Origin of the sequence: Calothrix sp. FACHB-168, from assembly GCF_963889195.1 — a bacterium.
GTDB classification, from domain to species: Bacteria; Cyanobacteriota; Cyanobacteriia; order Cyanobacteriales; family Nostocaceae; genus Aulosira; species Aulosira anomala_A.
This window is the reverse complement of record NZ_CAWPNJ010000014.1, coordinates 80,134-92,472: the sequence shown is the minus strand read 5'-3', so window position 1 is coordinate 92,472 and position 12,339 is coordinate 80,134. Positions and strand designations below refer to the sequence as shown.

Genomic DNA, 12,339 nt, shown 5'->3' with positions numbered 1-12,339 from the left:
CTCACGAAAAAGTCTCACAACCAAACATAAAAATTTTTCTTCTTTCTTTATTCCCTAGCCCCTAAATAGACTTAAACTTTAATTTTTACTTATCATTTCTTGATTTTGATTTGATATAAACATTAAATATACTTTATTTAAAAATCACAATTTCAATTCTAAGAAATTAGTCTATTTCATTAGCAAAATTGTGTAGCAATCTTTAAAATCAAATTTTTTGTTATTAGTAATTATCATGAGTCGCAAAATGTTGTCTTCTAAGGAAATTTAACTCTTACTTGTCAGGGATAACACTATGAAAGTCATGAAGATTCTATTAAGTTAAATAGTTATACCTTGCGTCACAGTAAAGGTCTATGTAATTCTATAGACATAACAAATTCATCAGCACCTGGGTTAAAAGAGGCTAATTCTTATACCTCTGATTTTATTTTCTAATAAAACCTTTTATCTGCTGGTATTTCATGGGTGTATCTTATTTTCAATGGGTGTATCTTTCCGTGACAAAAATCAAGTTAGTTCTGAGAAATTAACTGAAATATAAATTGTCAAAAATTAAGGAGGTAAATTTATTATCAAGCTTAGTAATGTGTCAAAATAATTTAAATAGACTCGGTTAGCAATAAGTGTTATAGCTGTTAAATCGTAGTAATTATTGTAATAATTACTACGATTTTTTTTTATGTTTATGGTATTAGTTTTGCTGGTTTGCTAGATTTCTGACTTCTGATAGAAGTTGGGAATCTGATATTTTAGGGATAATGGCGTGAAAATTCAATCATTCATCTGCAGATCCATTGCCCAGTTTTTGCCTACTAGACCAATTTATGATTCATCAGTAATTTAAAATACTCTTAACTTTTGCCAATTCAGAGACAACACTTTATAATCATAAAGATTTTATACAATTTACACAGGTAATCCTTGTATATCCTGATTTGCCTATGTAACTGTGTAAAAGCACCAACCTATTAGCCACTAATGATAAAGAGGGTAATAATACTCTGGTTTTGCGGTCTAGTAAATTCTTTGATAGGAGCTTTCAATAACAATGTTTGCTATTAAATCTCGAGTAATCACCGCAACGTTGGCTGCGACAGCTGCAATTCCTATAGTTACAGCTGGGGTGTTTACCTCTGCTGGTTCTGCTCAAGCTGCAATTCTCAAAGGAAGTATTGGCCTTAATGGTACATCTATTGTTCCTAGTGATGGCATCAATCCAAAGAATACTAGCATTACATTTGTCGATGTTGACGGAGTTGATACTGAAGGTGATTTTGCAAATTTCTCGCCAAATTTAGATTCAGTGACAACCCCGATTAAAGGGATTAGCATTAACACTCTTAAACTCACCAAGATAAGCAATTTACCATCAATTTCAAAAATCACAAGAGCTACATACAGTACTGGAAATGTATTTCCATTCATTAATTTTGGTACCAGAACCCTGAATAGTACTACTGCTGTGCTGACTTTCGATCTAGATGATGCTGTGATTACAAGAACTCGCACATCGTCTACTAATATTAGCGACGTAACCTTAGATGGGATTACAGGAAAATTTAACTTTGATGGAAAAACTGTGGCGACAGGATTCGTCACAGCTTCTCTTTCTGGAACTAGAAGCACTTACCAATTAACTTTGACTGCTGAACCAGTTAGCGTTCCTGAACCCAGCACCATGCTAGGCTTGGGTTTATTTGGTACATTCATTGCTGCGTCTCGACTTCGTAAGGCTCAAGCTATTTCTGGAGATTTATCAACCAGATAGAATTCATTACAGAAAAAATAGCCTTTTACTCGTAGTAATTCCTGAAGAAATTGCTACAATTTTTTTTACTGACGTACTTTTTAATTTGAACTTACCTATAGAATAAGGGCACAAATTTTTGTACCCTTAAAGATGTTGATGTCAGCTTTTAGACAAGTTTATTCAACATTAAACTGACTGCAAAGAATTTTTCGCTTCATTAGCGATCGCTTCTACTTCATCATTTGCCAAAGTCTCTAAGACAACTCTTGCATCTGCACCACCCAAACGGCTCAAAGCTAGCAAAACTCTATAACGCACTTGCCAATCGGGATTTTGTGCATAGGGTGTTAAAAGTGGTACAGCATCAAGATTTCCCAACTCGCCAAAGGAACTAATCGCCGCAGTTTTAATTAAATCATTCTCCGTATCGAGTGCCAGCTTGAGCAAATCAAAACCGCGCGGATCGCCTAACTCACCAAGGGTAGCAATGATACTGAATTTCACCAGCCATTCCGGGGTTGTGTTGTAAAGTTGCAGCAAATCATCAAAAGCTTCTTCTAGCTTGAGCGCACCTAAACAATCGGCGGCGGCGGCTTGTACATCAGGTTCGGGATCGTTGAGTAGTTCCCTTAGTAAATTCAATGATAACTGTAAATCTTGCGTGCCGAGTACATCAAGCTGACTAACTGCTGAGTAACGGACACGAGCATTGCTATCGCCAACCGCAGTTTGAATTAACTCAAAAGCGATCGCAGGTTCTAATTCGCGAATTTGATTCACAGCTCGTAAGCGATCGCCCAAATCTTCAGAACCGAGCAATTGCTTCACCGACTCAGGAGTAATACTCATTTAATTATCCTAACTTTTCTAAATGTTTAAAATAGTCATTTGTCATTTGTCATTGGTCATTTGTCAAGAAATTGTTGACTGTTGACTGTTGACTATTGACTGTTGACTAATCTTGACTTGCAGCCATTGCGCGAATAATATCACCACGGGTGAGGATACCAATTACTTGACCCGCGCTGTCAAGTACCGGGAGACGGTGAACGCTGCGATCGTGCATGATTTTGGCTGCTTCTTTTAAAGTTTTATCAGGGGTAATGGTAATTGGATTTTTGCTCATCACATCCCCGACAGTTTGGCCTAGTGCTTTGTGCAAGTCACGTTCATAATCACCGGGATTTTGTAAATAGATCACACTATCGAGAAACATGATGTAAGCCGGAGGAGTCACACCTGTTTCTTGCCACATCAGATCTGTTTCTGAGATAATGCCTACCAATTTACCAACATCATCTACAACAGGTAGACCGCTAATGCGTCTTTCTGCCAGAATTTGAATGGCTTCCTTCAGTGGAGTTTCTGAGCGAACAACAACTGGATCGTGGCTCATTACGTCGGCAACTGTTTTCGGCATTTGTTTACTAACACCTTATATCAAAGTCTCTGGGTTTATTTTAAAAAATTGCGCGTCGTAACCAGATACAGTTAATACATCGTTACTTGGGCATGGGGCATGGGGCATGGGGCATGGGGCATTGGGCATTGGGCATTGGGCATTTGTCCCCCATGTCCTCCTTGTCCTCCTTATCCCCCTGCTCCCTGCTCCCTGCCCCCCAGCCTCATCCCCTAGCCCCTACAACCTGCTTGAGTGCGGCAATAATTTCCACATTGGCTTTGGGGAAAGCAAAATTTTCTAATTCTGCTAGACTTACCCAGCGAATTTCGTCACATTCTATGGCTTGGGGAATACCTGCTAGATGGCGGCAGTGATGTACTGTCAGGGTAACGCGCAACTCTGTATAAGTGTGGTCAATGGTAATGAGATGTTCGCCTACAGCAATTTCTATTCCCAGTTCTTCATAAATTTCCCGTTGAATACATTCTTCTATAGTTTCACCAGGCTCGATTTTTCCGCCTGGGAACTCCCATAAACCCCCCATTGCTCCCCCAGCACGCCGGCGATCGATTAAAATTTGCTCTTGGTCATTCCAAATTACGGCTACACCGATAATTTTGTGGGGTAGGAGAGAAATAGTTTCACTCATAGTTAATGGGGGAAATTAAAAATTAGTAGGGCTGGGTGTTTATGTATTTTTAGTCAGGACTGAAATCCTTAATACATGCATTTCAAAAACCTACAGCATATTTCAGGTAAATGAGGTACGCACTTTGGGGCATGGCAGTGCCAATGCCCCTACAATCAACGATTATCTTTACCTCACCAACTTGCAATTCGCTGTAACCCGGCAAAGTATCTATATCTGCCGAGTAGATTTGCCTACTTATTCTACCTATTGTTGTTACTTTAATTCTTGATAATGAGTATTTTCTTGCCGGATGCTAGTTTTAGGGAACTCCAAAAAATAAATTATGCCAAATTGTAGGGGCGGGATAACCCCGCCCCTACGAGTTGCGGGTTTGGTAAGTTAATGATTGGAATATTTTTTTATTTGGAAGTCCCTTAATATGATTAACCCCCAACCATTGATTTTATTTTCATCCATGAGTTAGGGGTAAATTATGAGGAGGAGATTAGGATTTTGCAGAGAAATATTTGTCACTGATATCAGCTTGGCTGAGTCTATAAATAAACTCAACAGCATTGTTATTCAATTTCGCTATCGTTGGTTTCTGTGCCTTGTAAGGCCATTTCAAAGTTCATTCTTTGTTCAGCGTTACGCAAAAAGTAACCGCTAATCATTGCCGAAGCTAAAAGCCGACCGAGACTTTCTCTGCTAGTAGTGATCGTAACGCCAAAGTGTTCTGAAGGGAGATTACCCAAAAGCCCGACAATATTGCGTTCCATTACCTGAAGCACTTCTCCAGAAGTAGGTTTAGATAACTGGGAAACTGTCTCTGGACTCAAAGACTTAACATATTGCCAGAGTGTATCGTTAGTTTCTGACTCACTGTTAAAAAATTCTGAGACTCGATTGGATGGGTTACTCACGTTTCAACTCCTTGACTAATACTACTAGCTGCGGTGTTGATGAAGGTTCCAAATCAACGCCTACCCTTAATTGACCTTAGCTAGTGCTTTCCTGTTCCTGTCAACTAATGTAACAAGTTATATATTGATAGTCAGTCGGTGTAACCGTACCAAAAGGATTGGTGTTTTCTCACCTATTGGGCATGGGGCATGGGGCATGGGGCATTGGTAAATAATAAGGCGCAAAGCCTGAGCTAGGACAGACTTAGCTCAGGCTTTGTGAGAGAAGACAGATAATAATTGACAATTAATTGTACAGACGCGATTAATCGCGTCTCTGACAAATGACTAACTAGCCAAATACTCATCCATGTTGGCTTTAGATTTGCGCAGTTTGGTTAAGGCTTCCCGTTCAATTTGTCTGACTCGTTCGCGGCTAATGTTGAGGATTTCGCCAATTCTCGCTAATGTTAAAGCTTGTCCATCCATTAAGCCAAAGCGCAGGGTAATTACTTCTTTCTGCTGGGGTGTGAGATCTCCCATCAAGCGTTCTAAGTCCAAAGATAGGGAAGATTGCATGACAAACTCTTCTGGAGAAGCACCGGGATCTTCCAGCATTTCTCCGAGTTCGGTATCATAATTGTCTCCCAAGCGCAAATCAAGCGATAGGGGTAGACGGGCTTTTTCGAGATACTCGCGTACCTGCTTCGGTGTCAAATCTAATTCTTGCGCTAGTTCACCAGCCGAAGGCGCTCGTCCTAGTTTTTGCGATAATTGTCGCTGGGCTTTTTTAATTTTATTAAGTTTTTCGGTGATGTGGATTGGTAAGCGAATTGTCCGCGCTTTTTCTGCGATCGCTCTGGTAATCGCTTGTCTAATCCACCAATAAGCATAAGTTGAAAATCTATAGCCTTTTGTGGGGTCAAATTTCTCTACCCCGCGTTGCATCCCGATACTACCTTCTTGAATCAAGTCAAGTAGATCGACGTTACGCTTAATATACTTTTTGGCAACAGATACCACCAGCCGCAAGTTAGCTTCTACCATCTTTCGCTTGGCATATTCACCATCAGCGATCGCTTCGTTTAACTCAGCCAATTCTAACTGTGATGCTTTTGCCCATTCTTCTAAGGTTGGTTGATGACCTAACTGGGTGGCTAGCTCCTCTCTTAAATCATGCAAAGCAGTTGAACGCTGCACCTGTTTGCCATAAAAAATCTCTTCTTCGTGGGTCAGGAGTGGCACACGGCCAATCTCACGCAGGTAAGTCCGCACGAGGTCCGTGGCTGTCTGAGCGGTCTTCATGGCGCTACTCATTGCTAATTATTGGATTTGACAGTGGGGTGATTAAGTGATAGATGCTTTGCTAGGGTGCTACCCAGTTGAAAGGAGAACCCAGGCTATAGTTGGCGATTTACTTGTCCGAGAAGCTCGGCTGGTCATATTAATTCAATTTGGTGCTTAACTGTTCTAGACGTTACAGTTATTCACCAGGTTGCACAAGTATCTAGAGTTAGATAAACCGTAATGAGTAGTACATTTTTTGGATTATTTCATCATTAATAATTGTAACATTTATGAGAGAAATCGGATCATTGATTTGCCTCGATGTTACAGACGGTTTCAGTTGATGTAAGGCAGTCATATATTTAGATATGGTTTAGTAGCTCAGAATAGGTTTTGCTGGCGGCAGTGACTATTTCTCATATTTCTTAAAATAACTCAATGGTTTCTATAAAGAATCATCTATAACAATTGCTTAATTTTTGCTAGGGGCGGGGAGGGGCTGGGGAGCAGGGAGCAGGGAGACAATTGACTGTTGACCGTTGACTGTTGACTGTTGACTCCCCATGCCCCATGCCCTATGCCCTATGCCCTACTTAAACACAATAATCTTGCAGGACTTTTACATCTAAAGTGGTAGATTGCAGAGAACGAATGGCGGCGACGGTGGCTTTGGCACCGGCGATGGTGGTGATGATGGGGATTTTGTAAGCCAAGGCTGTGCGGCGGATTAACCTGGCATCAGTATGGGCTTCTTCTCCCGATGGGGTGTTGATAATTAGTTGGATTTTCTGGTTTTTGATGGCGTCGAGAACGTGGGGACGCCCTTCATGGAGTTTTAGGACTAATTCCACATCTAAGCCATGTTCCTGCAGGACTTTGCGTGTCCCAAATGTCGCCATTACCGTAAAGCCTAAATCGATAAATTCTTGGATGACGTTAACGGCTGGGGCTTTATCGCGATCGTTCATGGAGACGAAGACGGTTCCTGATAAGGGTAACCTTTCCCCCGCACCAATTTCGGCTTTAGCATAGGCGCGGCCAAAGTCGCTGTCAATTCCCATAACTTCACCTGTGGAGCGCATTTCGGGCCCCAATATGGTATCTGTACCAGGGAATTTATTAAATGGCAGTACGGCTTCTTTTACTGCTATGTGACGGGGAATTACTTCTTGGGTAAAGCCTAGCTCTTCTAAGGTTTTACCGGACATAATTAAGGATGCCAGTTTTGCCAACTGTACACCAGTGGCTTTAGATACAAAGGGTACAGTCCGAGAAGCGCGGGGGTTGGCTTCAAGAATGTAAATTTGCGGCGAATAGCTACTAGCACCAACAACAGCAAACTGAATATTCATCAGCCCGATTACTGAAAGCGCCTGTGCTAGCTGTACTGTCCAAGTGCGAATTTGATTTAGCACTGCCGGTGGGAGGGAAATGGAAGGTAAGGAGCAAGCAGAATCACCAGAATGAATCCCAGCCTGTTCGATGTGTTCCATAATACCACCAATTACAACGCGGCCAGTGTGGTCAGCGATCGCATCTACATCAACTTCGATGGCATTTTCTAAGAATTTATCAATCAAAATCGGGTGATCTGGTTCTACCTGTACCGCAAACGTCATGTAGCGTTCTAATTCTGTATCGGAGTAGACAATTTCCATCGCCCTTCCTCCCAATACATAGCTGGGACGCACTACCACCGGATAACCGATGCGTTTAGCGACAATCAGCGCGTCTTCGTAATTGCGGGCGGTACCGTTGGGTGGTTGAGCAATATTTAACTGGTTGAGAATTTTCTCAAATCTTTCCCTATCTTCTGCCATATCGATAGAATCGGGCGATGTTCCCCAAATTTGGGGAATGACAGAATTTTCCCCGGCTTTTAGCTGCTGCAAATACTTTTGTAAAGGTACAGCTAATTTCAAGGGTGTTTGTCCGCCAAATTGGATAATGATGCCTACAGGGTTCTCAGCTTCGATGATGTTGAGGACATCTTCTTTGGTTAGCGGCTCAAAGTACAGGCGATCGCTCGTGTCATAATCTGTAGAGACTGTCTCTGGGTTAGAGTTGACCATAATCGTCTCATACCCAGCACCTTTGAGGGCATAGGCGGCGTGACAACAGCAGTAATCAAACTCAATTCCCTGGCCGATGCGGTTGGGGCCACCACCTAAAATCATCACTTTTGGCTTGGTGGTGGGTAAAACTTCCGTTTCGTCTTCGTAGGTGGAATAGTAATAAGGCGTAAACGCTTCAAATTCGGCGGCGCAGGTATCTACAGTTTTGTAAACCGGTATGACTCCTAATTGTTGGCGATATGTCCGCACTTCATCTTCGGTGGTTTTGGTTGCAAAGGCAATTTGGCGATCGCTAAATCCCTCACGTTTGACTGCATACATCTGCTCTTTTGTCAATTGCTGCAACGGCGTGCGTTTGAGTAATTTCTCAACTTCGAGGATTTGTTGTAATTTATCGAGGAACCAAGGATCAATTCCTGTAAGTTCGTAGATTTCGTCATTAGTTAGCCCCAGTAATAAAGCATGACGCAAAGCAAAAATCCGCTCTGGGTTCGGCGTGCGTAATTGAGCGCGAATTTGTTCGCCACTGGGTAATTTTTCGGCTTTATCGCAACCCCAGCCAGCGCGTCCGGTTTCTAAGGAACGCAGGGCTTTTTGAAAGGATTCGTTAAAAGTCCGCCCGATGGACATGGCTTCACCGACGGACTTCATTTGCGTAGTTAACACTGCTTCCGAACCGGGAAACTTTTCAAACGCAAACCGGGGGATTTTGGTAACTACATAGTCAATTGTCGGTTCAAAGGATGCCGGGGTTTGCTTGGTGATATCGTTTCTAATTTCATCCAAGGTATACCCGACAGCTAACTTCGCCGCCATTTTAGCAATGGGAAATCCGGTAGCTTTAGAAGCAAGGGCGGAACTACGAGATACACGGGGGTTCATTTCAATGACAACCACATCCCCGTTCACTGGATTCACGGCAAACTGGATATTAGAACCGCCAGTTTCTACACCGATTTCGCGGATGATTTTAATTGCCATATCCCGCAACCGTTGATATTCTTTATCGGTGAGGGTTTGGGCTGGCGCGACGGTAATCGAGTCGCCGGTGTGGATACCCATCGGGTCAAAGTTTTCGATGGAACAGATAATTACCACGTTATCTGCTAAATCTCGCATGACTTCCAATTCATACTCTTTCCAACCGAGTAAAGATTGGTCAATGAGAATTTGGGAAACTGGGCTAGCATCGATACCAACCTGAGCCATTTCTTCAAATTCTTCTTGGTTGTAAGCAATACCGCCACCCGTACCACCCATTGTGAAAGCAGGACGGATAATTAAAGGATAAGTCCCAATGCGGCGAGCGATCGCTTTAGATTCTTCTAAAGATGAAGCTGTACCACTGGGACAGACATTCACCCCAATTTTCGCCATTGCATCATTGAAAAGTTTTCTGTCTTCAGCTTTTTCAATCGCTGGGAGTTTAGCGCCAATTAACTCCACGCCATACTCGTCTAAAACACCATTTTTTGCCAAAGCTACGGCGAGATTCAGCGCAGTTTGTCCGCCCATTGTTGGTAGTAAAGCGTCAGGGCGCTCTTTAGCGATAACTTTGGCGACTAATTCCGGTGTTAGCGGTTCAATATAAGTGCGATCGGCTGTTTCCGGATCGGTCATAATAGTTGCTGGGTTAGAGTTCACCAGCACCACTTCATAACCTTCTTCACGTAAAGCCTTACAAGCTTGAGTACCAGAATAGTCAAATTCACAGGCTTGTCCGATGACAATCGGGCCAGAACCTAAAAGCAGTATCTTCCGGATATCTTGACGGCGGGGCATAGTCTTTGGGATGGAGTACGAGAATACAAATCCTGATTATTTTAAGATTGTTTATCCCTGGTCACGCCTTTTATTATCAAGTTTTCTAAGTTTGATGACAGAGTGGGGGTGTAGGGGGCAGGGAAGGGGGACAAGGAGGACAAGGGAAGGGGGGCAAATAACTATTATTTATTTCCTTGTTAATAACTATTGACCAATGACCAATGACTAATGACTATTGACCAATGACCAATGACTAATTTTTATTGAAGATGACAATTTTTTGCAAAAGATTCTGAAGTTTGTACATAATATATAGTTGATAATTAATTAAATTACGGTAACATTAAATAAAAATATTGCTAAGTAGCTAATAAAGAATATTTTATAATCGTCAATATTTTGTTAATTGGTATACATTAATCATTAAAAATTGCAGAGATGTAGTTAGCCTACTCTCTGCAAAAATTTAATATTTTCTTAAGACTTATTTCTGCCTAGTTTTTATGCTGTTAAAAGCAACTTATCGAATTATGAGAGTTTTAGTTTTGCGCAGGTTGGACAAAACCCAAGGTTAAGCTGTCTTTAGCTAGGAAGTGGGATAAATGATAGGCGCGTTCTTCAGTTTTTAACAGGATTTTTTCGTAGAGATAGCGTGTACCACGATCGCCCAAACTTTCTGCCTGAGCAGCTTGGCGACGAATTACACCAATAATAGCTTGTTCTGCTGCCAGGTCATTTTCTACCATTTGACGCGAAGAATATACGCCATCTGGCTCTTGCGTAAAACAAGTTAATTCGGCCAATTTGCTGAAGGTAGCAACTGGTACACCACCTAATCCATCTAAGCGTTCGCCAATTTCATGAATATGATCTTGGATATCTTTGTAGCTGTCATTAAAAAACTCATGTAATGAGTAAAATTCTGCACCCTCAACAACAAAATGATGTTTTTGGTACTGCAAGGAAAGTGCTTGAAAACTAGCTAAAACAACGTTAAATCCTTCTGTAACAGGTGCGGTTACACTGCGATCTAATAAGACAGGATTGTCATAAACATCACCGAAATTCCGTAACACTGTTGTAGTTTCAGACATGGTTCTCCTCGCTTTTATCAGTTAGGTTTAACTGCTGAGTTTCTACATAGTAACACTCTCAAAATTAAACGCAATTCCAATTAATTTTATGGAATTTTAAATTTTTCTCATTAAAATTATTCATTGCGTGAAGTGTGTTGATAGTCAGTTGCAGAGACGCGATGAATCGCGTCTGTACAATTTTCCTCCTTGTCCTCCTTGTCCCCCTTGTCCCCTTTGTCCCCCTATCCCCTGCCTCTTTGATGGGAGATCATTGCAAGTATTTGAGATTCTTATCTAAAATAAATGAGAATTGTTTGCACTTAGGTTATGCTGGTTTATAAAGCTGAAGTCCCCAAAATGGGAAACAGCAGCGAATTAAAGCGCGGTAGTTACTGCAAGTTTGTTGCACTTTGAGGATACATTTCTTGAAACCGTCTAGCTCACAAGTCGAAAGCAAGCATGTTTTAGAGGTGAATTGGGTAGATCGCTGGCAGGTGTATCAACGTTTACAAGAACTAGATATTCCTTGTTGGTGTGAGCCTAATCAGCCGTTGAAAGTTGAAATTAGCAATTCTCTAGCGGCTATTCAACTTTGGTGCTTGATGCGTCAATTTACACTTGCGCGTCAAGACTTAATTTGGAGTCTGGAAAAATGCTGGCAAAGTCGCTACCGCTAAGACTTTCTCGCTGAATACTATGTCCCAATCAATATAATTAGGTACAAAGACATGAGTGAATACCACAATCAGCAAATATCAGATTTTTGCCTTGAGGGCAGGTTTATGGATTTTGTGATTAAAGATGGGTATAAGCTTAAAGGCTTGCAGATATGGACGGCTGAGGGTGAATGTTATATAAAATTAGCGAAACATTTAAGATTTGCTTTTGATTTACACTTACCGCGAGGTACTTGGCTGCAAATTGTAGGTAAGAAAAAGCACAAATTAGCATCGGGTGAAGTCACATTTAAAGCTGAACGGGTGATGGCAGCGCGACAAGATACGGCAAATGAGAAAATTACACAGATGGGTATTCCTTCACCTATCTCTCACCAACCGAAACCGTCATCAATTACTCAAGCTGATGCCAAGCCAAGTAAAAGTAAAAGTACGATTTTGGTATGTCAAAAATCTGACTGCATGAAGCGCGGTGGTAAGGGAGTTTGTCAGGCGTTGGAAGCGGCTTTAAGCGATCGCGGTTTAGAAGACCAAGTTACCATCAAAGGTACTGGCTGTATGAAAAACTGCAAAGCTGGCCCTAACGTAGTTATGCCCGATAAAACCCGCTACACTCGCATAAGTGCCGCACAAGTCTCCAATATCATAGATAAACATTTTGGCGATCGCAATCCAGAACGCCAGTTAGAAGAAGTAACAGAAGTACCTATTCCAATACAATCTATAGCTAGTGGAATTGCCACTCGTTAATGAGAATATATTACAAGAAATT

Annotated in this window: 10 protein-coding genes; 3 read left to right on the top strand and 7 right to left on the bottom strand. The window is 41.6% G+C overall.

The window, feature by feature from the left end; genetic code table 11:
• Positions 1-1,051 precede the first annotated feature (1,051 nt).
• Positions 1,052-1,771 carry a PEP-CTERM sorting domain-containing protein gene (locus AACW45_RS07675; RefSeq protein ID WP_190632464.1) on the top strand — a complete coding sequence of 240 codons (720 nt, stop codon included), beginning with the start codon at positions 1,052-1,054 and terminating at the stop codon, positions 1,769-1,771.
• A gap of 168 nt (positions 1,772-1,939) precedes the next feature.
• Here AACW45_RS07675 and nblB read toward each other — a convergent pair whose 3' ends face one another.
• The 7 genes from nblB to AACW45_RS07640 form a co-directional block, all read right to left on the bottom strand.
• Complete coding sequence (nblB, locus tag AACW45_RS07670) at positions 1,940-2,602, bottom strand: phycobilisome degradation protein NblB (protein ID WP_190632463.1); 663 nt, start codon at positions 2,600-2,602, stop codon at positions 1,940-1,942.
• Positions 2,603-2,708: 106 nt separating this feature from the next.
• Entirely contained in the window at positions 2,709-3,173 is a 465-nt protein-coding gene (locus tag AACW45_RS07665) for a CBS domain-containing protein (RefSeq protein ID WP_190538405.1), read from the bottom strand.
• 205 nt (positions 3,174-3,378) lie between these two features.
• On the bottom strand, positions 3,379-3,804 hold the full coding sequence (mutT, locus tag AACW45_RS07660) for an 8-oxo-dGTP diphosphatase MutT (protein WP_190632462.1): 426 nt from the start codon (positions 3,802-3,804) through the stop codon (positions 3,379-3,381).
• A 560-nt stretch (positions 3,805-4,364) separates the two neighbouring features.
• The gene (locus AACW45_RS07655) at positions 4,365-4,709 is read right to left on the bottom strand and encodes a DUF760 domain-containing protein (protein ID WP_190632461.1); all 345 of its coding nucleotides are present in this window, start codon (positions 4,707-4,709) and stop codon (positions 4,365-4,367) included.
• A gap of 327 nt (positions 4,710-5,036) precedes the next feature.
• Entirely contained in the window at positions 5,037-5,993 is a 957-nt protein-coding gene (locus AACW45_RS07650; protein ID WP_096644700.1) for an RNA polymerase sigma factor, RpoD/SigA family, read from the bottom strand.
• A gap of 575 nt (positions 5,994-6,568) precedes the next feature.
• Complete coding sequence (gene carB, locus AACW45_RS07645; protein ID WP_190632460.1) at positions 6,569-9,832, bottom strand: carbamoyl-phosphate synthase large subunit; 3,264 nt, start codon at positions 9,830-9,832, stop codon at positions 6,569-6,571.
• 521 nt (positions 9,833-10,353) lie between these two features.
• Positions 10,354-10,908: a Dps family protein gene (locus tag AACW45_RS07640; protein WP_190538410.1), complete on the bottom strand. Its 555-nt coding sequence runs from the start codon at positions 10,906-10,908 to the stop codon at positions 10,354-10,356.
• A 407-nt stretch (positions 10,909-11,315) separates the two neighbouring features.
• On the opposite strand from AACW45_RS07640, the gene AACW45_RS07635 reads away from it, so the two are divergent.
• Positions 11,316-11,567, top strand: a complete 252-nt coding sequence (locus AACW45_RS07635) for an Asr1405/Asl0597 family protein (RefSeq protein WP_096644703.1) — start codon at positions 11,316-11,318, stop codon at positions 11,565-11,567.
• A 51-nt stretch (positions 11,568-11,618) separates the two neighbouring features.
• The gene (locus tag AACW45_RS07630; RefSeq protein ID WP_190632459.1) at positions 11,619-12,317 is read left to right on the top strand and encodes a (2Fe-2S) ferredoxin domain-containing protein; all 699 of its coding nucleotides are present in this window, start codon (positions 11,619-11,621) and stop codon (positions 12,315-12,317) included.
• Positions 12,318-12,339 lie beyond the last annotated feature (22 nt).